This is a genomic window from Sulfurimonas sp. ST-25, assembly GCF_048079205.1.
GTDB lineage: Bacteria > Campylobacterota > Campylobacteria > Campylobacterales > Sulfurimonadaceae > Thiomicrolovo > Thiomicrolovo sulfuroxydans.
Genome location: NZ_CP182225.1, coordinates 363,296 through 386,124, shown reverse-complemented (window position 1 = coordinate 386,124; position 22,829 = coordinate 363,296). Strand labels below are relative to the sequence as shown.

The window sequence follows — 22,829 nt, the reverse complement described above, 5'->3', positions numbered from 1 at the left end:
TAATAAATGGAATTATAGCGACTTCGGAGCCGATACCTCTGTCTAGCTGCTTCGTTTAAAACTAAATTGAGGATTGATCGGGTATAATGCGGGTCTTCAAAAAATGTAGACAGGTGGCCGAGCGGTTGAAGGCGCACGCCTGGAACGCGTGTAAGTGTAACAGCTTCGAGGGTTCGAATCCCTTCCTGTCTGCCATATCCATCACCTCTTTATTTTATCCCGCTTTGAACACACCATCACTCATAGAAACATTTTACGCCCTTCGGCACCTCTACAGTAGCATCGACCGTCAGAAGTTTTACTCCTCTTCATCTTCCGATGAATCCCGTGTCGGTTTATGCGTCTTCAGCCACGCCTCGATCATATCGCGTTCGCGGTCCGTATACCCTCTTTTTTCATTGGGAAGCTCCTCTTCGGACTCCTCTTTTGCCGGTCTCTTTTTCCGCGGCGCCGCATCATCGTCATCATCATAGGGGGCAGGGTTCTCCCTGCCGGCCGAAGCATCATCGTCATCATACTTCATCGTATTCCTCCGAGACTATATGTAGCAATCATAATCTATTTCAGATGAGGAAACAAGAGCAAATGAATGCCGTTCGGCGCAGATAGAGAATACGGAAAGAACCGGCCGCCGGCCGGGGAGGAGGCGTCTGCTACAGTTTACACATCTTCCAGAGCGTGGATGTAGCGGTTCCGCCGGAGAGTTCGATGGTCGCGATACAGTTCGCGTCGGTGCCTTCGAGGTATTGAAAGACGAGATAGCGCACCCCTGCGATCTCCATTATTTTGCCGTCCGCACTGACGCCCCATTCGCCGCCGCTGCCGATCGATATCGTCCCGTTTTCGCTGAAGTAGAGCGTCTCCGACGGCGCCGTATTGCCCGAATAGCCCGAAATCGTCCATGTCCCCACGACGACGAAGTTGTAGTTGAGCAGGTTCCCGAACTTGACCGTCGGACCGTAATAGTAGCCCGACGTCGACACATTGGCGTCCTGGTTCTGCAGCGTTTCATGGCAGAGCTTAAGGGTCTGACCGTTGTCGGTCACCTCGTAGCAGTTCGGCTGCCCCTGGTAGCCCTGGCCCGTAGAGGTGTACTGGTGGGTCACCCCGTCATAATTGCCGACGGAGAGTGGGTTCCCGGTCGCGGCGACACCCCACTCCCAGTAGCTGCTGTAGCCGTCGGACCTGTTTTGCTGGAAACCGAACCCGTCCGCCTGAAAGCTGTAACCGTACTGGTAGCGGTCATAAAAGACGATGCCGTCGGTGCGGTCCGTGTTGCTCTGGGAGTAGATGCTCCACACGTCCTCGGCCACCGTCTCCCCCGTCGCGCTCGGGAAGAGGACGCTATCGCCGTAGCATCCGAAAGCGTTTTCGGAGTAGGAACCCGCCGGGCAGTTGTTGGCCGGCGTCGTCGGCAGGTCGATGGTATTGTTGTCCTGCGTCTGCACATCTTCGACCGGTCCGCATCCGCTCAGCAGGACAAAAAACACCGCCGCTGCCATGATCAAGGTATGTCGTTTCTTCATACCTCCATTATACCCTTTGAAGTTAAACTCCTTATGGTTTTCGCGAACTCACAGCCGACTTTCTCTATAATGTCCCCAAAAACCGAAGGTGCCCCGGAAAAGGAGTCGTATTGCCCAAAATCAGCAAAGCCATCGCCAACCTCGATGACAGCGAACTGGGCGATAACCTTCTCTACTACGACTACCACGTCAAGCACCTGCTCTCCCTGGTCAAAAAGGGGCTCGGTCCCGACAGCGACGCCTTCATGAGCGCGTACCGCTCCTTCGAAGGGGAAGTCTTCGAAAACTACGCCTACGAGATGCTGCTGCGCTACGCCAAGCAGCACAAGTTCATCAAGAAGTTCATCGTCAAAGGGCCGCACAAAAAACGTACGAAGGCCCAGCCCAACGCCCTCTCCGTCAACTGGAAGGGGCAGATCGTCTACCGCATCAAACGCAACGAGATCGGCGAATTCGATGCGATGTTCTTTACGGAGAAGGAGCTCTACTTTGTCGAGATGACCCTGGTAGGCTCGGTGACGAACCTGCGTAAACGCATGCGGAAAAAACGCGCACTGCTGCAGACCCTCTTTCCCCACTACGACATCAAGGCCCTCCTGGTCCTGAATGAAGGGGTGACGGGGCTCAGCACCCTGCCCGATTACGCGACGGCCTGGGTCACCAAACCCTACAGTGCCGCCAGCGTATTCGAGTGGCTGAAGCAGGAGAAACGTCCGCGACGCAAGCCCTTCAAACGCATCAGCGGATCGCAGATCGTCGGGACGGAAGATCTCAAAATCCACCCGTTCCGCTACTACAACACCCTGGGGTGGGTGCTGAACAAGACGCGGATCAAGAACGGGGTGATCAATACGCAGTTCCTCTTCTCCAAGACCGTGCAGCGCTACCACGATCTTTTCGTCAAAATGTACATCGGCTATATGGAACCCGACGCCTTCAAAGAGCGTTTCCCCGGCATTGCCAACCCGAACGACGCCCGGGCCTACATCGCGGTCGAGAAGGAGCATACCGGGGGCTATATCCTCAACTTTTTCCTCTCCCACAGCCGCAAGAACCTGGAGCTGATCACCGAGCGCAACGGCCGTCCCCACTCCGTGAAGAAAGACCCCTTCGGCGTCACCGTGACGGAAATCGCCTATATCAGCAACGTCATCAAACCCCACCATGCCATGACCACTGCCCAGGTCGATACGGTCATCCGGAAACTCTCCAAACACCACGTAACGGAGTAGACTAGACCCGATCGCGTCCGCCGTACACGATGCGGTTACGCCCCGCTTTCTTCGCCCTGTAAAGCGCCTCGTCCGCCGCGGAAATACATTTGGCGATACTGTCCGCAGGACCCGGCACCATCGAACAGTAGCCGAAACTGAGACTCACGCCGCGCACCGACTCCGCCGGGGGAGGCAGTTTCGGCATATCCCACACTTTCTCCTGCAGCCGTTTGACCAGAGCCAGGGCATCTTCATGCCCCGTATTGAAAAGAATGATGGCAAACTCTTCGCCGCCGTACCGCGCCACCAGATCCGTTGCACGCTTGATCTCGCTGCCGAGGATCTCGGCAATCGTATGGATCACGACGTCGCCGGCGGGGTGTCCGTAGGAGTCGTTGACCCGCTTGAAATTGTCGATATCGCAGATAATGAGCGAAAGCGGCAGATGTTCGCGTACGCAGATCGACCAATGCTCCGTCAGGTGCTCCTGGAACGAGCGCCGGTTCGCAATACCGGTCAGCACATCCAGGCGGCTCAGCGCTTTCAAACGCTCGTTCGCCGATTTCAATGCCTGCTCCGCCTCCTCGCGAATGCGGATCTCCTCCTGGAGCTGCGCATTGGTCCAGCTCAGTTCGTCCGTGCGTTCGCGTACCTTTTCGTCCAGGTGCCGGTTGAGCTCATCGAGCTCGGATGTGTAGTGGCGGATACGTTCAAACATCTGCTGCATCGACTCCTCGATCATCCGCACCTCATCGCAACACGCTGCGGGCATCGTACTCATGTCATCGGTTTTGGGATCAAAGTTCTGGATCCACTCCAGCAGCACGTAGATCGGCCGCATGGCATAGTGCAGAATGATGATCAGCAGCATCAGCAGCACTCCCGCGACAAGCACGAAGCTGACAATGAACGTCCGCTGTTCATGCTCCGTCATCTGCAGGACCCGGCTGGTAAAGACGAAGGTGACGTCCCCCAGTGCCCTTCCGCCCTGCGGGTCGGGGAGGCGTTTTTGCAGACGGATCTTGGGACCTTCCGACGGTTCCCTCACCTGGGTGTCGATCGTCCCCATCTGCTCCGTCCGGAGAACAATGCGTACCAGGTCCGGGTTCTGTTCTACCAGCTCCGTCATATATTGCCGATTCTCCTCCCTCAGCTCAAAAGCCGTGTTTACCGCCAGGACGGGGAGGACCGTGTTGGCGACGGTCTCATACTTGCTCTGTTCGGTGGCGTTAAGAATGACCTTGAGCTTGACTTCGTACTGATACTGCACCAGTAAAAAGAGTGCGAGGGCAAAGACGACCACCGTGCCGAGGATGCGGGTACGAACGCTAATCGACGCTTTCATTGTCGCCCCCTCGGTGGCTCCAGGAATTTGGAGATGCGTTTGAGTCCGCTGCTGAAGTGGATCCCCGCCGCTTTCGCCTGCGATAGGTTGAGGTAGGGACGCACACTCCGACCCACGTGCAGCGAGACGAGTACCCCCTCTTCAAGATAGCGGTTTTCGTAGGAGACCGTCAATTTGCGCTTCGCCGTCGCAAAAGAGACAGCACGCCAGACCTTAGGTTCTTCCGCGTTGAGCAGGAAAAGGAGCTCGCTGCGTGCACAGCGCCGTTCCAGGCTTCCGTACCGGCTCTTGACAATCCAGATCCGCTCCCCTTTCCACCCGTCGGGGTAGGCGGAACGGACCATGCCGGCAAAGGCATCGGCTACCTCCGCTTCGCCCTCGTCGTACACGACGCAGATCGCCAGACGTCCCTCCACGTTATTCATGACCCCTGTGCTCATCCGCAAAAAACGCGGTACCAGCTTCGCCTGGGTCTCAAGCAGCACCGTTTCATACTGGTATGCCGCCAGGGCCAGCGGAAGCAAAAGTGCCAAGGTGCCCAACCGTTTCAAAACCGGTACTCTGCCGTGATCAGAAAGTTCCTGCCCTCCCGGGGAAGCCCCTCGGGATGGCGGGAGTAGTAGCTGGGATAGCGCACATCGGCATCGGTGAGGTTTTTCATGCTGATCAGCAGGCTCCAGTGCACCGGACTGACATAGGCCAGCGTCGTGTCCAGCGTCAGGTAGGGGGAAAGGTTCGACGATCCCGCCCGTGATTCAAACTCGCGGTTATAGGGTCGTTCGCCGATATACTTGGCCAAAAGCGAGAGCGAAAAGAGCGGCGTCATATAGTGGACATAGTACCCCTTCGTCATCCAGAGCGCCGCCGTCGGCATCAGCTGCTCGATCCCGCTGCCGGCCGTCTGGTACGTCGTATGGGTATACGAAAGGCTCAGGTGCAGATGATCCTGGGCCAGCAGCATCGCATCATACGCCATTTCAAACCCCGCAGAGGTCCGCGACGGCCAGTTCCGGTAGCCGCCTTCGGCCGGTTTGTCATCGATATCGAGGACATCGCGCTGCAGCGCATAATAGCTGTTGAGCTGTAGACGCTGCCCGGTGTCCTGTTTAAAAATGGCGATCGCTTCGAACGTCTCTGTCGTTTCCGCGGTCAGCCCCGGGTTCCCGGCACGGGTACCGTCGCCGGGACCGTATTCGACCGAATACTGCTCGACCCAGGAAGGGACACGGAAGGCATGGCCGTAATTGAGCTTGAACTGCCAGCGGTCATCCGGCGTATAGAGGGCGCCGGCCTGCAGACTCGGGTAGAAGCGTTTCGTCTTGGCATAGTAGTCCCCCCGCGCGGCAAGCAGCAGACCGACCTTCCTGCTGACATCCCAACTGTCCCGCAGGTAGAGGGCAAGGTTGTCGCGTCGCAACCCCTCTTCAACGACGGGACGGTCGCCGTAGGGGGTAATCGTGTCGCTGATCTCGTTGCTGCGCTCCCGGATGCGCTGCCACAGCACACCGGCTTCGATGGCATTTCCCTCAACAGCCCCGCTCTTCAGACGGCTTTCGACCCGAAAACTGTCCTCGCTTTCGTTTACACTGAAGCGGTAGGGGACCCAGACCCCGGCATTCGGATCGTGATAATAGTCCTGAGCCTCGACATCAAGGTCGTAGAAACTGTACGCGAGCGTCGTATGCAGCGTCGTGGCTCTCCCCACCGGCGCTTCGTACCCCCCTTCGGCAAAAAAGTACCGCTCGATATTGCGGGGATCCGTATCAAGCTCCAGGCGTTCGTTCCACCCGTAATAATTCCCGCTCTCTCTGCTTTTCAGTCGGCTTTTCAGGCTCCACCCGCCGTGCTGAAAATGCATGCCGATACTGTAGTCGTTCAGACGTTCATTACTTTCAGAGGCGCGAAGAAACGGGACGGCCCCCGTCCCCGGATCATAGATATAGTCCGGTACAAAGTCGTCACCGGCATAGAGAAATTTGTCCGAACGCTGCAGGTAGACATCCGCCTGCAGCGACGTCTCCGCTCCCAGCGGCGCGAAGATGCGTCCGCCGCCCATACGGTAGGCATAACTCCCGCCGCCGAAAAAGAGGCCGCTGCCGTCCGCTGCGCGGTGGCGCGTCGTCACGCTGATCACCCCGTTGAAGGCCCCACTGCCGAAATAGGCCGATGCCGGTCCCCGAAGCACTTCGATCCGCTCGATGATGCCCACGGGCAGCTCCAGAAAGGTGGCAGTGTTCGACAGAAAAGCGGTTTCGACAGGAACGCCGTCGAGTACCAGGCGCGTTTTGTCGAAGGTGAAGGTGTTGGGATTGTCCAGCCCCCGCACGATCACTTTTTTGACTCCGAACTGGCTGATGCTCGTTTCAACACCGGGCATGATCGAGAGGGCCTCGAAGAGCGTGTTCACCCCGAGCCGGAACAGCTGGTCATGTTCAAGAACCGAGACGACAGAGGCGGTGTAGTCGAGGTTCAAACCCGCTGATGCAACCCCACGGTTCGCTTCTTCCAGCAAAGCTGCCAGATCGTCGCTGCCCGTCCCGGAAGCCATAAGCATCAGGGGGAAGGCGCATCCCAACACTGTTCCCAGTTTCACGTAATACCCTCAATACGATATAACATAATCCTATATTATAAGAGAACATCTGAGGGGATTGTTAAATTCTGCGACTATATCTATAGGGTATTAAAGGCCCGGTCTCCGGCGTCGCCCAGGCCGGGGAGGATGAATTTGTCCGCACTGAGCTCCCTGTCGATCTGCGCGACGAAGAGGGCCAAATCGGGATGGCCGGCCATGACCTTCTGCACCCCTTCGGGGGAGGCGATGATATGCAGCGACGTGATCCGTGCGGGCTCTTTTTGCCGCAGCAGCGTCACGGCATCGCTGAGTGATCCCCCCGTCGCGACCATCGGGTCGACGATCACGACATGCCGGCCGCGGCATTCGGGCACGCGGTCATAATAAAGCTTCGCTTCATGCGTCGCCTCATCCCGTTTCATCGCCAGGAAACCGGCCGACGCCTTGGGGAAAAGTTCCATGACGGCATCGAGCATCGGCAGCCCCGCGCGCAGGATCGTCACGAAAACGATCTCCGACTCATCCACCAGGGCATACGCGCACTCCCCCTGCCAGGTGCGCAGCGGTACGGGCTTCAGATCATGCTCCCCAAGCGCCGCGTTCGCCAGTAGCAGCGTCAGCTGTTTTACCAGACGTCGGAACTGCTCTGCATCGGTTGTCCCGTCACGCAGCCGGTTGATGAGATGGGTTGTCAAAGCGGAATGGAGTGCATGGGTCATGAATGTTCCTCAAAAGAAGGATCATCAATTGTACAGAAGATTGTCTAAAAGGGAAAAAGAGAATCGGGGCCGCAGCCCCGGAAGATTACAGTGCCGCTTTGGCCTGTGCGACGACGGCGGAGAAAGCCGCTGCGTCGTTCATCGCCATGTCGGCAAGAATTTTACGGTCAAGCTCGATGCCTGCTTTTTTCAGACCGTTCATGAACGTAGAGTAGTTCATATCGTTGAGGCGGCATGCCGCGTTGATACGAACGATCCACAGTTTGCGGAAATCGCGTTTCTTCTGCTTGCGGTCACGGTAAGCATAGACGAGGCTGCGCTCGAGCTGCTCTTTCGCTTTGCGGAAGTGTTTGCGGCGACCGCTGTAGAAACCGCGTGCAAGTTTCAGTACTTTTTTGTGACGACGGCGTCTGACGACACCCGTTTTTACTCTTGGCATATTCTTTTCCTTTCTTTACCCGTTCATCTGTTTCACTGTTCCGGGTGCCGCTGTGCGGACTTGCCCAGCCTGAGCTGGAGAGTTATCTGTTGGACCGCTTACGCGATCATCTCTTTGACGGCTTTGGCATCTGTATTTGTCAGATACTTCGGCGTGTTCTGCTTACGGCGTGTACCGGCATCCTGTTTTGTCAGGATGTGGCTGCGAAACGCTGTACCGCGTTTGACTTTGCCGCTTTTCTTGACCTTGAAACGCTTGACAGCGCCCTTGACCGATTTCATCTTTGGCATCGTGCATCCTTTCTGTAATCTCGACATTTACACCTGCAGGTATAAAATGAGGACGCGATTATAGCGTAAAAAACGTTAAATTGGAATAGGGTGTCCGGAAGATGCCGGCGGCTGCCGGCAGTGGGGGGAAGGGTTATTTCTTCTTGTCGTCTTTTTTCGGCAGGACGAGCATGTTGTAGTAGCGCCCTTCCAGGCGCGGTTCTTTGTCCATGACGCCGATATCTTCGACCATCGGCCACACCTTCAGCAGAACGTCCTTGGCCGCTTCGGGGTGGGCCATTTCGCGGCCGCGCAGGAAGACGCGGAATTTGACGTGCTTGCCCTCTTCGAGGAACTCGCGGGCGTGTTTGACCTTGTAGCCGACGTCGTTCTCGGCGATCTTGACGGAGAGCTTGATCTCCTTGACCTCGATCTTGACCTGCTTCTTCTTCGCCTCTTTTTTCTTCTTCTCTTCTTGGTACTTGAATTTGCCGTAATCCATGATCTTCGCAACCGGCGGTTTTGCCGTCGGGGAGATCAGAACAAGATCGAGTCCGAGCTCGTTTGCTTTGTCCATCGCGACATCTGTCGGGACGATGCCCAGTGCTTCTCCGCCGTCTACGACACAGCGTACCTCGTGAGCTCGGATGTCATCGTTCATGATGACGCGGTCTTGTTTTTTACTCAAAAATGTACCTCATTAATTTTTTTCTGGATCAGCCCCATGAACTCTGCTTCCGAGAGCTCATACTGCGTCCGTTCGCGGCGGTCGCGTACCGCCACTTTTTTATTGCTTACCTCTTCATCACCGATAACGATGATCATAGGCACCCGTCCTTTTTCCGCCGTACGGATCCGTTTGTTCAGACTCTCGTTCTTGTCGAAGATCTCCGAATCGGCTCCGATGTCCATCAGGGCGTCCGACAGCTCCTTCGCGTAAGCGTTGTGCGTTTCGGCGATCGGGATGATCGCAACCTGCGTCGGCGCAACGAACATCGGGAATTCCCCAGCGTAATGCTCTGTCAATATACCAATAAATCGCTCAAATGAACCTAAAATGGCACGGTGGATCATCACCGGCTGTACCTTGGCGTTGCCTTCGCCCGTGTATTCGAGTGCAAAACGCTCCGGCAGGTTGAAGTCGAGCTGGACCGTACCGCACTGCCACTCGCGTCCGATGGCATCGGTGATCTTGATGTCGATCTTCGGCCCGTAGAAGGCCCCGCCCCCCTCGTCGATCTCATAGGCGAGGTCGTGTTTCTCCATCGCCGTTTTCAGCGCATTGGTTGAGATCTCCCACACCGCGTCGTCGCCGACGGCCTTCTCCGGCTTGGTAGAGACCATCATCTTATACTCGAAACCGAAGGTCTGCATGATCTTGTCAACGAAATCGATGACTTCGATGATCTGCTCCTCGATCTGTTCCGCCGTACAGAAGATGTGCGCATCATCCTGTGTGAACTCCCGAACCCGGAAGAGCCCATGCAGCGCCCCCGTCATCTCGTGGCGGTGGACAACACCGTACTCGAAGTACTTCAGCGGCAAGTCGCGGTAGGAGTGCAAATCGTGTTCATAGGCTTTGATGTGGCCGACGCAGTTCATCGGCTTGACACCGAACTCGATCTCATCGATGTTGGTGAAATACATGTTCTCGCCGTAGTTCTGGTAGTGCCCGGAGGTCTTCCAGAGATCCGAACGCAGCATCTCCGGGCCGCGGACCGGCTCGTAGCCGCGCTTGCGGTGCGCCTTGAAGAGCAGCCCCTCCAGGCGGGAACGCAGGCGTCCGCCGGCCGGAAGCCAGATCGGGAAGCCCGCACCGACCTCTTCGCGGAAGGTGAAGAGTTTCATCTCGTTCCCGATCTTGCGGTGGTCGCGCTTCTCCGCCTCCGCCATGCGGTCGAGGTAGGCTTTGAGGGTCTCTTTATCTGCAAAAGCGACGCCGTAGATACGGGTCAGCATCTCGTTCTTGCTGTCGCCGCCGCGGTAGGCCCCGGCGATCTTCGTCAGTTTGAAGTGACGGATATGGCGCACGCTCGGCAGGTGCGGACCGCGGCAGAGGTCCTCGAAATCACCCTGCTTGTAGACGGAGACTTTGGTCTCCGGGATCCGTTTCAGGACATCGAGTTTCAGCTCGTCGTTGCCGAATTTGTGTTTCGCCTCTTCCATCGAGATCTCGTAGCGTTCGATGTCAAACTTCTTCTTCGCCAGTCTGAGCATCTCTTTCTCGATATTCTTCAGGTCCGCTTCACCGATCTCTTCGTCGACTTTGAAGTCGTAATAGAATCCGTCTTTGACAACGGGGCCAACGAAAAACTTGGCATTGGTGTAGAGCGAATTGATCGCCTGGGCCATCAGGTGTGCCGTGGAGTGGCGCAACACTTCCAGGGCGTCGTCCGAATTATCCAGTGTGATCGCTTCCCCGCTGATTCCGAGGGCCTCGGCGGTTTGCAAATCAATGATATCGTCGTTATGTTTGAGTGCAATAGCATCCATCAATCTCTGTTCCTAACATTCATTTTGTCACGGGACACCCGAAGACGTCCGAAAATATTGGCGTGATTCTAGCGCATTTTCCTATGGAACTTCGTTAAAGGATCATATAAAAGAAAGGATTTAATGTTGTTTGGAAGAATGGTGGCCCCAACAGGACTTGAACCTGTGACCACCACCATGTCAAGGTGGTGCTCTACCAACTGAGCTATGGGACCATCAGTTAAGAGGCCGAAATTATAGCCCCTCATACATTAGAAACTGCTTAAGAAGAGAGCATGCTCTGTCGCCATTTCCGCCGCACAGGCAAAAGCGTTTAGACAACGGCAGCTATGCTATGATTATATATTTACAGCATTAAGGAGCGCAAATGACGGCAATGGAGTTGGAACGGTCGCGCATGGCGGACAGCCCCGTTTATGTCAATCCTTTTTTGCTTTTTATTATCCTGCTCGTTGCCCCCTACCTCTTTTTTCTCGGATTGCTGATGATTGTAACGGGGGAACTTGACATCCTGCTGCTGATCGAAACCGTCTGGCAGGGGGAGTGGAGCGCCTATACGAAAACCTGGGCGATCGGCAGTTTCGTCCTGGCCCTGCTCGGGGCGCTCTTTTTCGGCGGTTACCGCACCGAACGCTACCTGCTTCGCAAACGCTCTTCGCGTTCGGTGACACCGCAAAGGGGAGTGCAACACAGCCACTTCGTGATCGAAGCGGAGCCCGAGCCCAAGGACGAGACCCGTTATGCCGATCTCGATGATGCCATGGAGTCGCCGAAACAATGAGCGCCCCCGGCGGCACATCAGCCCCCATCCCCTTTTCGGCCCGGGCCGGGGAACGTGACGCCCTCGCGGCGCGTACCTTTGCACTCGACCCTGACGCACCCGACCGGCTGGAGCGCGCCGTTGCGGCCTACCACGGCTGCGCCCACGCCATTGCGTTCGACACCCCCTCCTCCGTATTGGAAGCGCTCCTCGCACCCCTCAAAGAAGCGACGATCATCACCGACGCCATGGCCCCGCCGCACCGCTCAAGTGCGCTCTGCCGCAGCGGTGTCCGCACCCGTTACGCCGATATCGGTCTTGACGGCGTGCTCATGACCGCCGCCGTTGAAAAGGCGATCGATGCGGGAACAGACGCTCTCCTCTTCGCCCACTTCGGGGGCATCCGTTCGACCGCTCCGGAGATTCCGGCCGCGCTGGCGCTGATAGAGGACGCCACCGGTTCCCTGCTCCCGATGAAGGTTTCCGGCGCTGCCGTCTGGTCCCTCGCGCCCCTCATGCCAGACGGCGTCAGCCCCACCGGCTTTTTGCTCACCGACGACGATGCGACCGCGCAAAGTGCCCGCCTTTTCCGCCGGGGGGGCCGTCAGCCGGGCAGCCTCTGGAACTACGACCTCCCCCTGCGGGGAGCCGATACAGCGCTGGATCTCCTCGCCGCCGCTGTGGCCCTGGAACAGTTGCAACACCTGGAGAGCGCCTGCGAACGCCGCCGCGAAAACAGCGCCCTGCTGGACGAGCATCTGCGCTCCACTCTCTTTGACTGCATGAAGCGTGCCCCCGACGACGCACCCGCAAGCTACCCCATCCTGCTGACCCCGCAGCTCTACTGTCCGAAAGAGGATATCTATAGCGGCATAAGAGGGGAAGGGATTGAAGTGACCGTCTGCTGCAAACCGCTTTACAAAACGACCGCTTTCAAGGATGAGGGGGTTCGATTACCTATCACGGAGGATTTTTACAAGGCGCTGCTGCAGCTGCCGTGCCACCACAGGCTCTCCGTCGGCGAAGTCAGGCAGGTCGCCGCGGCCGTGCGCGAAGCGACGGAGAAGTACGCCTACCGAGGCTGCAGCTTCTAAAACGCTTCGACCATCGAGCGTGCCAAAATGCTCGCAATCGCCATCACCAAAAACATCACGTAAAAGAGTCCTGCCATCAGCAGTGCAAACAGGACCGGGCCGAGAAGGGGGATAAAGAACAGAAGCATCATCGCGATCCCCACGAGCATGCCTATTCCCAAAAGCGCCAATCCGAACACGAAGAGAAAACGGAAATACTCCCCCGCCGCCGCTGCTTTCCAGACGGAGGGCAGAAAGACCGAAAAGACCGCCTTGAAGGCATCGCCGAAGGTATCGGAGAGGATGACCCGCCCCTGGGCGATGGGATAGACATAGATGATCAGCATGCCGATGAGCAACACCGGCAGCAGGCTCAGCCCCATCGCCTCGATCAATGCCATCAGCTGGGCCTCATCCGCTATCGTCTCTTCCAGCATCGCGGGATCAAACCCCGCAGAGAGTGCCAGAGTCATCCAGACGATGAACGCCCCCATGCTGATGACGAACCATCCGAGCCATGCCCCGAAAGCCGGCGCCTGGTAACGGGTCAGGAAGGTACTCAGCGTCGTCAGGCGGGCCTCGGAGAGGAAAGCGTCAATAGAGGCCGCCTCCGCGAAAGCCCGCCCGACATAGATCTGCACCGACTGGGCAAAAACCCCGACGGCCACCGAGGCCGCCAGACCGACGATCGGGACCAGCTCCAGCAGCGTCAACAGGACAAAAGCGGCCACCGTCATCAGTGCCAGAGTACGGTTTACTACGATAAACTCCCACCCGAGACGAAAAACATTCTTCACCGGTTCGTGCCGGGCCTCATCCATAAGACGGTTTTCTGTCATTTCCATCGTTTCCTCCCTCTTGACGTCGGACCATTATACAAAACCGTGCCCCTCAAAGCCCTGCACCGTTTTCGGGCGGCGGCAAACTTGTCTCTGCCTTAATCTCGCCATCCGGCTTCGCGGCGTTAAAACTTTTTTCGCTACACTTGCGAACTCAAATCGCCAATACTATATATATAGGAAACTCATTGAAACTGATTATCGTAGAGTCCCCGGCCAAGGCAAGAACCATCAAGAACTTCCTCGGAAAAGGGTACGAAGTCATCGCTTCCAAGGGGCATATCCGCGACCTCCCCAAAAGCCGTTTCGGCATCAAAGTCGACGAAGAAGCACGTACGCTCACCCCTGAATACAGCGTTTCCAAGGAGAATGCGCCCACCGTCAAACAGATCCAGGAGCTGGCAAAAAAAGCGGATGAAATCTATATCGCGACCGATGAGGACCGCGAAGGAGAAGCGATCGGATGGCACATTGCCCATGCGATCAAAAAGGACCCCGCCGCCCTGCCGCGCATCGTCTTCCACGAGATCACCAAAACGGCCATCGCGCACGCGTTGGAGACGGCCCGGGAGATCGACATGGACCGCGTCAACGCCCAGCAGACCCGCCGCCTGCTCGACCGCATCGTCGGTTACAAACTCTCCCCGCTGTTGAGCTCCAAGATCCAAAAAGGGCTTTCCGGCGGCCGCGTCCAGTCCTCGACACTGAAGATCATCGTCGACCGCGAGCGGGAGATCAAGGCCTTTAAACCCGAAGAGTACTGGACCATCGATACCGTCTTTGCCCCGGGCATCGACGCCAACCTCTACAGCTACGAAGGTGAAAAACTCGACAAGCTCGCCATCAAGAACCAGGCAATGGCCGAGGCGATGACCGAACGCATCCGCGGCGAAGCCTTCAGCGTCAATGCGATCGAGACCAAGCAGCGCAAGACCTCCACGCCGCCGCCGTTCATGACCTCGACCCTGCAGCAGACGGCGTCGAGCAAGCTCGGCTTCTCCCCGAAGAAGACGATGATGCTGGCACAGACCCTCTACGAAGGGGTCAAAACACCCACCGGCACCTCCGGTGTCATCACCTATATGCGTACGGACTCCCTCAATATGGCCAAAGAGGCCGTCGAGGCGGCCCGCGACACCATCACCAATACCTACGGCGAAAAGTACCTGCCAGCGTCTCCCAAAGCCTACGGCAAGAAGGCCAAGGGTGCCCAGGAAGCCCACGAAGCAATCCGCCCGACGATGCTCGACTTCACGCCGCAGGTCGCCGCGCAATACCTCAAACCCGACGAGCTGAAGCTCTACCGCCTCATCTATACCCGCTTCCTCGCCTGCCAGATGACTGACGCCGTTTTCGAGCAGCAGTCCATCACCTTCAAAAGCGAAAGCGCCGAGTACCGGGCGACGGGCCGCAAACTCCTTTTTGACGGTTTTTATAAAGTCCTCGGCACCGACGACAAGGACAAACTGCTCCCGACCCTCGAAGAGGGGCAGAGCATCGCCCTCGAATCAATCGCGCCGACCCAGCACTTTACCGAGCCACCGTCACGCTACTCCGAGGCGAGCCTGATCAAGAAGCTCGAAGCCGAGGGAATCGGCCGCCCGTCAACGTACGCGCCGACGATCTCGACGCTGCAGGCCCGCAGCTATATCAACATTGAAAAACGCCAGATCGTTCCGACGGAAGTCGCCTTTACCGTCACCGAACTGCTCGAGAAGCACTTCCCGGAGATCGTCGACGCAAACTTCACCGCCAATATGGAGGAGATCCTCGACAAGATCGCCGACGAACATCACGACTGGCAGAGTGTCCTTATCGACTTCTACTTCCCTTTTATGGAGGAGATCACGAAGGGGAAAAAAGAGATCAAGAGCCTCAAAATGGCCGAGCCGATCGGACGCAACTGTCCCGAATGCGGTTCGGAGCTGCTGATGCGCTCGGGCCGCTACGGCAAGTTCATCGCCTGCAGCGGCTTCCCCAAGTGCAAATACACCGAACAGGTTGCCGAAGAGGGGGGCGAGGCAAAACCCGCCGCCGAACCGGAAACGACCGACGAGGTGTGCGACAAGTGCGGCAGCCCGATGGTCATCAAAAGCGGCCGCAACGGGAAATTCCTGGCCTGCAGCGCCTACCCGAAATGCAAAAACACCCGTCCCCTCGAAGCCCCGAAAGAAGCTTCGGTCCCCTGTCCGGACTGCGGGGGCAAGCTGCTCTTCCGCCAGTCGCGCCGCGGCGCGTTCTGGGGATGCGAAAACTACCCCAAATGCAAGTTCATCTCGAAGTTCGAGCCGACGGACAAGAAGTGCGACCAGGAGGGGTGTGACGGCGTCCTTGCCCGCCGCACCTACCGCGGCAAAGAGGTCTATGAGTGCGTCAAGTGCAAGCACCGCACCCCGATTGAGGAAGAGGCGTGAAAATCGGGCTGCTCTCCGATACCCATAAAAAAGTGGACTACTCCCAGCAGGTGATCGACCACCTGCTGGCCGAGGGGGCCGAGTTTCTGATCCACTGCGGCGACATCGTCAAAGAGGAGATGCTCCAACAGCTGAAAACCTGCGGCAAACGCTACGTTGCCGTCTACGGCAACAACGACCCCCATCTCGCGGCGGTCCATAACCGCTACAGCCTGGTGCAGGAGCCCCACTACTTCAAACTGGCAAAAACGAAATTCAAACTGATGCACCTGCCGTTTTATATGGCACCCGACGCCCAGATCGTGCTCTTCGGCCATACCCACACCTTCGAGTGCGATTTTAAAAACGGGACGCTCTACCTCAATCCCGGCGAGGCATGCGCGCGCTCCAAACCGGTCTCGGAATGTGCTATGCTTGAGATCACGGATGACACGTTTGGCGTCACCCAGTACAGCCGGCCGCTGGAAGAGGAAGCCTTCCACGCCAGACACTTCAGTTTCGAGAGGGAATCGGCATGACCGAGAAGGTTTTTCTGTGCGCCATCAGCAACATCAACAGCGGCACCTGCAGCGAAGACTGCAAGTTCTGCTCGCAGAGTGTACGCTATAAGGCCGATATTGCCCGCTACAAGCAAAAGCCCGTCACAGACATCATCGAAGAGGCCCGTGCAGCCAAAGCCTCCGGTGCCCTTGGCTTCTGCCTGGTCACGGCGCACAAAGGGCTTGACGAACGTACCCTCGATTTCGTCTGCGAAGTCGCCGAATCCGTCAACGCTGAGGTCCCTGGGCTGCGACTGATCGCCTGCAACGGTACCGCCTCCGTTTCCCAGCTCGAAACCCTCAAACGATCCGGCATCAAAGCCTACAACCACAACCTCGAGACCTCCCGGGAGTTCTACCCGCAGATCTGCACCACCCACCCCTGGGACGAACGGTTCGAGACCTGCGAAAACGTCAATGCCGTCGGTCTCAAGCTGATCTCCGGCGGGATCTTCGGCTTGGGCGAGAGCCAGGAGGACCGCATTAGTATGCTCACCTCCCTGCAGAAACTGAACCCGGTCTCCGTTCCCATCAATTTTTATCACCACAATCCGGCCCTGCCGCTGCGTCCCAACCCCCTCACGACGGACGAAGCCCTGGAGCTTATCACGCTGACGCGGCAGATGCTTCCGAACGCAGAGCGCATCATGGTCGCAGGCGGGCGGGAACTGATGTTCGGGGAACGGCAGCACGAGATTTTTGCCGCCGGCGCCAACTCCATCGTCGTCGGGAACTACCTCACGACCGAAGGCCGCGACCGCAATGCCGACCTCGAGATGCTACGCGATCTCGGCCTCGCCGTTGCGGACCGTGTCGGGGAGTAACCTATGGATCATGATATCACGCTCATTATCACCCTGGCGCTGATCATCATCTTCTCCCCCTTCCTTGCCAAACTCTTCAAGATCCCCACGACGCCGATCGAGATCATCCTCGGCGCCTTTTTCGGTTTCGTCGGACTGTTGCACGGCAGCCACTTCTTCGAATTCATTGCAGAAGTGGGCTTTTTGTTTCTCATGTTCCTCGCCGGAATGGAGATCAATCTGCGCACCTTCTGGCGTCTGGATCGCACCGTTCTGAGGCGCATCACCCTCTACCTCGCGGCCCTCTATGCCCTCTCCGGCATCGCCGTCTGGTATTTTGATCTCGGCCGCATCTTCATGGTCCTGCTGCCGCTCATCTCCGTCGGCCTCGTCGCAGCCCTCAACAAGGAGTACGGCAAAGCCGAATGGCTGGGCCTCGCCATGCTCGCCGGCGGGATCGGTGAGGTCGTTTCTATCGCCATCCTGACCGTCTCCTCCGCCGCGCTCGAGTACGGCGACGGCATCGGACTGTTCAAGACCATCGGTTCGCTCATCCTCTTTATCGTGATTATCATGCTGCTGTTCAAGCTGCTGCAGCTCTTTTTCTGGTGGTTTCCCGAAGTCGCCACGATGCTGATGCCCCACGTGGACAACCGAGAACAGGACGTCCGCCTCTCCATCGGCATCCTTTTCCTGCTGGTGGCCATCATGCTCTACCTCGACCTCGAACTGGCCTTTGCCGCCTTTATCGCGGGGATGTTCATCCCCACCTTTTTCGAGCATAAACATGAGCTTCCGGAGAAACTCGGCAGTTTCGGCTTCGGCTTTCTCGTACCCCTCTTTTTCATCTATATCGGCACAACGTTCGATCTCAGTGCACTGATGATGGAGGGGCTAATTGCCAAAGCCCTGATGGTCACCTTCCTGATGATCGCAATCCGCCTGATCGCCGCACAGATCTTCGCCCCGGCAATGGGGTGGCGCGACGCCCTGCGCATCGGCCTCAGCCACGCCATGCCCCTGACGCTCCTCATCGCCATTACGACCCTCGCCTACACCAACAACAGCATCGACAAGCTCCACTACTACGCGCTGATCCTCGCCTCGCTCTTCGAAGTCATCGTCGTCATGATCGCTATCAAACTGCTTCATATCGTCCGGATGCCGGCGGAAGAGCTCCACGGATAACCTGTCACCCCTGGTAACACTTTTTGTGCTATAATCATCTAATATGGCATAAAGGAGACGGCTATGACGCTTCAGACCCTCCTGCTGCAGCTTGCACGCGCAGCGATCGCATCGGTGTTCGGTGAACCTTTTCCGTTCGACAAAGCCGAACTGGTTGCACAATTCCCGGAACTGGATGAGCCCCGTGCCACTTTTGTTACCCTCAAGATCGGGGGAACGGCACTGCGCGGCTGCATCGGTTCCATCGTGCCGCACACCTCACTCTACGAAGATGTGATCGCCAATGCCAAAGCGGCGGCCTTCAGCGACCCCCGCTTTTCGGCACTGACCGACCGTGAATACCGCCGCTGCAGTGTGGAGGTATCGCTCCTGAGTGTTCCGGAGAATCTCCCTTACGACGATACCGGAGACCTGCGGCGCAAGATCCGCCCGAACGTCGACGGGGTCATCCTGCAGCTGGGGGGACGCAGTGCAACCTTCCTGCCGCAGGTGTGGGAGGAGCTGCCCGACTTCGACGCCTTCTTCGCCCACCTCGGCCTCAAGGCCGGCCTGGGGACGGACGTCCTCAACCACCATCCCGAGATCTTCACCTACCAGGCGGAGCATTTCGAGGATGCCCCGCTTGAAACAGGAGGTGTGCTATGAGCGCACGCACTACAGCACATGCCGGCTCCTTCTACCCGGCCCAGGCTTCCGAGATCGAGCGCTTTTTCAAAGCGTTCGAAGAGATGGGGAACGTCGACGTCCCCGAAACGCCGCGGGCGCTGATCGTCCCCCACGCGGGGTACATGTACTCCGGCTTCACTGCGCACCTGGCCTTCGAGCAGCTGCGCCACAGCAGCGCCAAACGCGCCATCGTCATCGGACCGTCCCACCGGGTAGCCTTTCACGGGATGAGCGTCTCCCTCTTCGACGAGTTCTCCACTCCGCTGGGGTCGCTGACCATTGACAGGGCGTATGCCGAGCATCTTAAGGAGACCTACGGGCTTGCGTTCGAGCCGGCGATGCACATGGAACACTCGACGGAGGTTCAGATGCCTTTTATCAAGCATTATGCCCCACAACTTGAGGTCGTGGAGATGGTCTACGGCGCCTTCGATCCGAAAACCCTCGGCGTCATCATTACCGATCTGCTCAAAGACGAAGAGAACGTCGTCGTCATCAGTACGGATCTGAGCCACTTCTATACGGAGGAGGAGGCGAACAGGCTCGACAATATCTGTCTGAACGCCATTGACAAACGCGAACCTTCCATGATGCATTCGGGATGCGAAGCCTGCGGTGCCATCGGAGTGGAGGGGGTGCTGATCGCCGCGCAGAACGACGACCTCAACGTCAAACTCCTCGACTACCGCACCAGCAGCTGGGCTACGAAGGATACGAGCAACGTCGTCGGGTATACTTCGGCGGTGTTCTACTAACAGCGGAATATCGTTTCTGCTGCTGCCTAAAGAGTACTACCCCCAAAAACCATCGGTCTAATGGACACAACGCTAGCCGTTTTTCTCCCTATTTTCCATAAAACTTTTTCCTATAAATATATAATAATTTATTTTAATGATATAAAATTTTTCTATTCTTAATGTTTACTATTATTTTCTATTTAAGCAATCTCAATATGTAAAGGTGTAGAATGGTTAATAGGTAATGAAAACACGACCAAAATCATATAAGGAGTACATGATGAATTTGGTAAGCAAAATGCTAACGGCAGCCGTATCAGCGGCGGCCATCGTGGCCATGACGGCATGTGGCGGCGGTGGCGGATCGTCAACACCGGCAGGGGTTTTCCTGAAAACGGTCGTTGACAGCGTGACATCAGGCAATAGGTACCCGCTAAATAATGATGATGCCTATCAAAAGTATCAGAACCTGTATCTGGCTTCGGAAATCGAGGGCTCGGGTAATATAGAGAAGATCTCTCTTTACTATTTTTACGACGAACCCGCCGCGATTTCGTGTCCGCAGATGACCATCAGGTTGGGACATAGCGGCGAATCGAACCTGACAGCCACCTACGCTGACAACGTAGAAAATGGCTATGGTTCACTGCAGACTGTTTTCGACAACAGAACACTGACCATCCCGGCCGGCAATGCGGGAGAAGCATTCGACATCACGCTTGATGAACCGTTTGCTTATAATGGTAAAGACAACCTTGTCATTGAGTTTGAAAGAAGCGCAGCATGTTCAGCCAACCTCTATGCCCAGAGAGGTGATAGGCCAGAGCCGCGCAGGGCCTATAATTTTGGCGCCGTTTCACCGACAGCCACCGGTCTTGATGGGACTCTGCTGAAAGCGACATTCGCATTCAGCGGCGGGGACAACACCCAGTACTACGGCACGGGTCTGGACCATGCCTACCCATTGACGACAGGAGCAAATCTCCATTTACAGAACATGTACATGGCAGCCGATATCAACGGTTCCGGTCCCATTACCGGCTATGCCTTGCGGCTGAACAAACTCTCCGTTGAAGGGAACTATACGATGACCGTTAAAATGGGGCATGCATCATCTAACGTTCTTTCGGCGACATTTGCCGACAACGCCGATAAGTTTGTAACCGTTGCACAGGATGTCACCGTCCATGTCCCGGCCGGCATTCCTGCCGGCGGATGGGTATGGATTCCTCTGGACGGCAGCTTCAACTATAACGGGACAGACAACCTTGTCGTCGATTTCACAACGTCCATCGGACAGGGGGGTCTGAACTATGCCGAAGCGGTCGATATGGGGGGCAGCCAGCGTGTTTATGGCATTAACACCGCTACAGGCACGGTAGACGGCTATGTCAACAATGCCAAATTCCGCTTCAACGGCGCAACGACAAATGTTCTCATGTCTACCAGCAATAGTGGACAAGCCTTCCCGTTCTGGGCCACGGTAGGTTCTATGCAACAGCTTTACAGCGCTTACCAACTGGGATCTGCAGGTACGATCAACCGTATCGAGTGTAGAGCCAACACCGACAATCCTGCGGATTCAGGCTTTGATTACGACGTCACCATGGCGCACACGACTTCCATGGATTTATCAAGTGTTTTCGCAGACAACCTTATGACAGATAAAACCCTTGTCTTTTCCGGTATGATCAACACCCCTGCAGTGAAAGCGGGTGACTGGGTAGGCATCACTCTGAAAAAGCCATTCCACTATGACGGTGTTTCAAACCTGGTTCTCGAGATCAGAGGCACAGGCGGTTCAGGTGATAGCGTTGACTGTAGACGCGGTGCTGCACCAAACCAGCAACTTCTGTGGGGCAATTATGATGAAGCCGCGACCACAGGCTCTACGGAAGCGAATCTGATCGACACCCGCTTCTATTTTAAATAATCAGATCAGGTATCTATCTTAGATGTTTCCGCTGCAAAAGCGGAAACATCTTCCTTCGGGAAAGAAAGAGCGTTCAGCAGATGAAAAACCGGTCTCGTTGAATGTTTTAACTCTAGGAGTTCATTACCTCACCACGCTTTCTTTCTCTCACCTCGTAATTTGATAACCTCTTTTGCAATCAACCAATACCGTTTTCGGATTTATTCTCCTCTAGAGAACGGATCATTTTCTGCTCGTTTCAGCTTCTACAGGGACCCTTAATCGAGACGCTTGATGACATCGTCATCGCGCCGCAGCGTTTTGTCGTTGTCGAGGATGTGCCGCGCGATATAAAAACCGTGGTTAAGCCCCAGGGCGATGGAGCCGCCGCGTTCCTGGGTAATGTCCCCGGCGACAAAGATGCCCGGGACGTCGCTTTCGTAGTTCTCGTCATGGACCGGGCACCCCTCTTCGATGCCGATGCCCGAACCGGTAAGGAAGGCGCTCGGCGTCGTCCCGCCGATGGCGTAGATAACGCGGTCGAAACTCTCCGGCTCGCGCTCTTCGAAGAGGACTTTCACTTTGCCCGCATCCTCTTCAAGCCCTTCGATGTTCGTGTTGAGAATAGGGCGCACCTCGCCGTGGGCGATGGCGTTGGCGATGTCGGTCTGATTCGTGGGGTTGGCCCGGCGGAACGTCGCGCGGCGGTAGCAGATGGCTACGTCGTTTTTCGCGGCCAGGTCGACGGCGTACTCGACGGCCGAATCGCCCCCGCCGACAACGAGGATCTTCTCGCCCTCACCGACATCGTCGAGGGTGTAGTTGACCTGTTTGCGGATCGCGGGCGGGATCTTGTAATCGGGTTTGTTCGGTTTGCCCATCCGGCCGATGGTGACGACGACGTAGCGCGCGCGGATGCTGCCGCCGGGGACCATGACGTCGAAGATGCCGTCGTCGCCTCTGACGATTTTCTGCACCTCCGTCTGCGGCTGCAGTTTTACCGAGTGCTTCGCCAGCACCTCATCAAAAAAATCAAGCGTGCTCTCTTTTGTACCGTCGATAAAATAGATGTTGCCGTCAAGCTCGACCTTCTGCCCCTGCCAATCCTTGTCAACGCGCTTGTTGTCCTTGTAGTACTTGCGGATCGTCTCGTTATGGCTCTGCCCCTTCTCCAGGATGATGATGTCGCGCATCCCCAGCAGATAGCTCTCTACCGCGGCAGCGATTCCGGCGGGGCCCGCCCCGATGATCGCCAGGTTGTAAACTTGATCCATACTCTCTCCTGCAGCCGTTTAAATTGCCTATTATTGTAGCACTT

Annotated in this window: 22 protein-coding genes and 2 tRNA genes; 11 read left to right on the top strand and 13 right to left on the bottom strand. The window is 56.7% G+C overall.

All coding sequences use genetic code 11. The annotated features are described in order from the left end of the window. The first annotated feature begins 107 nt into the window (after positions 1-107). Positions 108-195 (top strand) — tRNA-Ser (locus tag ACM66T_RS01945). Positions 196-298: 103 nt separating this feature from the next. Here ACM66T_RS01945 and ACM66T_RS01940 read toward each other — a convergent pair. Together ACM66T_RS01940 and ACM66T_RS01935 are read right to left on the bottom strand one after the other, a co-directional pair. After that, positions 299-523 (bottom strand): hypothetical protein, encoded by a 225-nt coding sequence (locus tag ACM66T_RS01940; protein ID WP_416768722.1) that lies wholly within the window; start codon positions 521-523, stop codon positions 299-301. Positions 524-653: 130 nt separating this feature from the next. Continuing rightward, complete coding sequence (locus tag ACM66T_RS01935; protein WP_416768721.1) at positions 654-1,526, bottom strand: hypothetical protein; 873 nt, start codon at positions 1,524-1,526, stop codon at positions 654-656. 110 nt (positions 1,527-1,636) lie between these two features. On the opposite strand from ACM66T_RS01935, the gene ACM66T_RS01930 reads away from it, so the two are divergent. Next, positions 1,637-2,758 (top strand): hypothetical protein, encoded by a 1,122-nt coding sequence (locus tag ACM66T_RS01930; RefSeq protein ID WP_416768720.1) that lies wholly within the window; start codon positions 1,637-1,639, stop codon positions 2,756-2,758. Between the two features lies 1 nt (position 2,759). Here ACM66T_RS01930 and ACM66T_RS01925 read toward each other — a convergent pair whose 3' ends face one another. From ACM66T_RS01925 to ACM66T_RS01885, 9 genes are all read right to left on the bottom strand, one after another. Beyond that, a complete protein-coding gene (locus tag ACM66T_RS01925) occupies positions 2,760-4,085 on the bottom strand; it encodes a GGDEF domain-containing protein (protein WP_416768719.1) in 1,326 nt (441 codons plus the stop codon). After that, positions 4,082-4,618: a YfiR/HmsC family protein gene (locus ACM66T_RS01920; RefSeq protein ID WP_416768718.1), complete on the bottom strand. Its 537-nt coding sequence runs from the start codon at positions 4,616-4,618 to the stop codon at positions 4,082-4,084. Before ACM66T_RS01920 ends, ACM66T_RS01925 begins: the two co-directional genes overlap by 4 nt. Before the next feature lie 14 nt (positions 4,619-4,632). Next, the gene (locus tag ACM66T_RS01915; protein ID WP_416768717.1) at positions 4,633-6,678 is read right to left on the bottom strand and encodes a TonB-dependent receptor plug domain-containing protein; all 2,046 of its coding nucleotides are present in this window, start codon (positions 6,676-6,678) and stop codon (positions 4,633-4,635) included. A gap of 80 nt (positions 6,679-6,758) precedes the next feature. Further along, a complete protein-coding gene (gene upp / locus ACM66T_RS01910; protein ID WP_416768716.1) occupies positions 6,759-7,379 on the bottom strand; it encodes a uracil phosphoribosyltransferase in 621 nt (206 codons plus the stop codon). Between the two features lie 85 nt (positions 7,380-7,464). Then, positions 7,465-7,818 (bottom strand): 50S ribosomal protein L20, encoded by a 354-nt coding sequence (gene rplT, locus ACM66T_RS01905; protein WP_345970534.1) that lies wholly within the window; start codon positions 7,816-7,818, stop codon positions 7,465-7,467. Between the two features lie 98 nt (positions 7,819-7,916). Continuing rightward, positions 7,917-8,108 carry a 50S ribosomal protein L35 gene (gene rpmI / locus ACM66T_RS01900; RefSeq protein WP_231020065.1) on the bottom strand — a complete coding sequence of 64 codons (192 nt, stop codon included), beginning with the start codon at positions 8,106-8,108 and terminating at the stop codon, positions 7,917-7,919. A 133-nt stretch (positions 8,109-8,241) separates the two neighbouring features. Further along, positions 8,242-8,775 (bottom strand): translation initiation factor IF-3, encoded by a 534-nt coding sequence (gene infC, locus ACM66T_RS01895; RefSeq protein WP_255707412.1) that lies wholly within the window; start codon positions 8,773-8,775, stop codon positions 8,242-8,244. Next, a complete protein-coding gene (thrS, locus tag ACM66T_RS01890) occupies positions 8,772-10,580 on the bottom strand; it encodes a threonine--tRNA ligase (RefSeq protein ID WP_416768715.1) in 1,809 nt (602 codons plus the stop codon). The genes infC and thrS overlap by 4 nt, the downstream gene beginning before the upstream one ends. A gap of 139 nt (positions 10,581-10,719) precedes the next feature. Further along, a tRNA-Val gene (locus ACM66T_RS01885) sits at positions 10,720-10,795 on the bottom strand. 152 nt (positions 10,796-10,947) lie between these two features. Here ACM66T_RS01885 and ACM66T_RS01880 point away from each other — a divergent pair. Both ACM66T_RS01880 and ACM66T_RS01875 read left to right on the top strand, forming a co-directional pair. Further along, the gene (locus tag ACM66T_RS01880) at positions 10,948-11,361 is read left to right on the top strand and encodes a hypothetical protein (RefSeq protein WP_416768714.1); all 414 of its coding nucleotides are present in this window, start codon (positions 10,948-10,950) and stop codon (positions 11,359-11,361) included. Further along, positions 11,358-12,434: a DegT/DnrJ/EryC1/StrS family aminotransferase gene (locus ACM66T_RS01875; RefSeq protein ID WP_416768713.1), complete on the top strand. Its 1,077-nt coding sequence runs from the start codon at positions 11,358-11,360 to the stop codon at positions 12,432-12,434. Before ACM66T_RS01880 ends, ACM66T_RS01875 begins: the two co-directional genes overlap by 4 nt. On the opposite strand, the gene ACM66T_RS01870 is transcribed toward ACM66T_RS01875, so the two are convergent. Beyond that, complete coding sequence (locus ACM66T_RS01870) at positions 12,431-13,258, bottom strand: hypothetical protein (protein ID WP_416768712.1); 828 nt, start codon at positions 13,256-13,258, stop codon at positions 12,431-12,433. The genes ACM66T_RS01875 and ACM66T_RS01870 overlap by 4 nt on opposite strands. A gap of 182 nt (positions 13,259-13,440) precedes the next feature. Here ACM66T_RS01870 and topA point away from each other — a divergent pair, with 182 nt between their 5' ends. From topA to ACM66T_RS01835, 7 genes are all read left to right on the top strand, one after another. Next, positions 13,441-15,666 (top strand): type I DNA topoisomerase, encoded by a 2,226-nt coding sequence (gene topA, locus ACM66T_RS01865; RefSeq protein WP_416768711.1) that lies wholly within the window; start codon positions 13,441-13,443, stop codon positions 15,664-15,666. Then, the gene (locus ACM66T_RS01860) at positions 15,663-16,184 is read left to right on the top strand and encodes a metallophosphoesterase family protein (RefSeq protein WP_231020054.1); all 522 of its coding nucleotides are present in this window, start codon (positions 15,663-15,665) and stop codon (positions 16,182-16,184) included. Before topA ends, ACM66T_RS01860 begins: the two co-directional genes overlap by 4 nt. Continuing rightward, positions 16,181-17,029 (top strand): biotin synthase, encoded by an 849-nt coding sequence (locus ACM66T_RS01855; RefSeq protein WP_231020053.1) that lies wholly within the window; start codon positions 16,181-16,183, stop codon positions 17,027-17,029. Before ACM66T_RS01860 ends, ACM66T_RS01855 begins: the two co-directional genes overlap by 4 nt. 3 nt (positions 17,030-17,032) lie before the next feature. Further along, positions 17,033-18,196, top strand: a complete 1,164-nt coding sequence (locus tag ACM66T_RS01850) for a cation:proton antiporter (protein ID WP_416768710.1) — start codon at positions 17,033-17,035, stop codon at positions 18,194-18,196. A gap of 63 nt (positions 18,197-18,259) precedes the next feature. Beyond that, positions 18,260-18,841: an AmmeMemoRadiSam system protein A gene (gene amrA, locus ACM66T_RS01845; protein WP_416768709.1), complete on the top strand. Its 582-nt coding sequence runs from the start codon at positions 18,260-18,262 to the stop codon at positions 18,839-18,841. Then, positions 18,838-19,617, top strand: a complete 780-nt coding sequence (gene amrB, locus ACM66T_RS01840) for an AmmeMemoRadiSam system protein B (RefSeq protein WP_231020047.1) — start codon at positions 18,838-18,840, stop codon at positions 19,615-19,617. The genes amrA and amrB overlap by 4 nt, the downstream gene beginning before the upstream one ends. Before the next feature lie 262 nt (positions 19,618-19,879). Then, positions 19,880-21,532 carry a hypothetical protein gene (locus tag ACM66T_RS01835; protein WP_231020045.1) on the top strand — a complete coding sequence of 551 codons (1,653 nt, stop codon included), beginning with the start codon at positions 19,880-19,882 and terminating at the stop codon, positions 21,530-21,532. Between the two features lie 257 nt (positions 21,533-21,789). Here ACM66T_RS01835 and ACM66T_RS01830 read toward each other — a convergent pair whose 3' ends face one another. Further along, entirely contained in the window at positions 21,790-22,785 is a 996-nt protein-coding gene (locus ACM66T_RS01830; protein WP_231020043.1) for an NAD(P)-binding domain-containing protein, read from the bottom strand. Positions 22,786-22,829 lie beyond the last annotated feature (44 nt).

Bases quoted from the DNA above. Each gene is read 5' to 3' on its own strand.
- ACM66T_RS01835 (WP_231020045.1), top strand. From the start codon at position 19,880: ATGAATTTGGTAAGCAAAATGCTAACGGCAGCCGTATCAGCGGCGGCC.
- amrA (WP_416768709.1), top strand. From the start codon at position 18,260: ATGACGCTTCAGACCCTCCTGCTGCAGCTTGCACGCGCAGCGATCGCA.
- rplT (WP_345970534.1), bottom strand. From the start codon at position 7,818: ATGCCAAGAGTAAAAACGGGTGTCGTCAGACGCCGTCGTCACAAAAAA.
- ACM66T_RS01870 (WP_416768712.1), bottom strand. From the start codon at position 13,258: ATGGAAATGACAGAAAACCGTCTTATGGATGAGGCCCGGCACGAACCG.
- ACM66T_RS01935 (WP_416768721.1), bottom strand. From the start codon at position 1,526: ATGAAGAAACGACATACCTTGATCATGGCAGCGGCGGTGTTTTTTGTC.
- ACM66T_RS01940 (WP_416768722.1), bottom strand. From the start codon at position 523: ATGAAGTATGATGACGATGATGCTTCGGCCGGCAGGGAGAACCCTGCC.
- ACM66T_RS01925 (WP_416768719.1), bottom strand. From the start codon at position 4,085: ATGAAAGCGTCGATTAGCGTTCGTACCCGCATCCTCGGCACGGTGGTC.
- amrB (WP_231020047.1), top strand. From the start codon at position 18,838: ATGAGCGCACGCACTACAGCACATGCCGGCTCCTTCTACCCGGCCCAG.
- thrS (WP_416768715.1), bottom strand. From the start codon at position 10,580: ATGGATGCTATTGCACTCAAACATAACGACGATATCATTGATTTGCAA.
- ACM66T_RS01880 (WP_416768714.1), top strand. From the start codon at position 10,948: ATGACGGCAATGGAGTTGGAACGGTCGCGCATGGCGGACAGCCCCGTT.
- ACM66T_RS01875 (WP_416768713.1), top strand. From the start codon at position 11,358: ATGAGCGCCCCCGGCGGCACATCAGCCCCCATCCCCTTTTCGGCCCGG.
- rpmI (WP_231020065.1), bottom strand. From the start codon at position 8,108: ATGCCAAAGATGAAATCGGTCAAGGGCGCTGTCAAGCGTTTCAAGGTC.
- upp (WP_416768716.1), bottom strand. From the start codon at position 7,379: ATGACCCATGCACTCCATTCCGCTTTGACAACCCATCTCATCAACCGG.
- ACM66T_RS01855 (WP_231020053.1), top strand. From the start codon at position 16,181: ATGACCGAGAAGGTTTTTCTGTGCGCCATCAGCAACATCAACAGCGGC.
- ACM66T_RS01830 (WP_231020043.1), bottom strand. From the start codon at position 22,785: ATGGATCAAGTTTACAACCTGGCGATCATCGGGGCGGGCCCCGCCGGA.
- ACM66T_RS01850 (WP_416768710.1), top strand. From the start codon at position 17,033: ATGGATCATGATATCACGCTCATTATCACCCTGGCGCTGATCATCATC.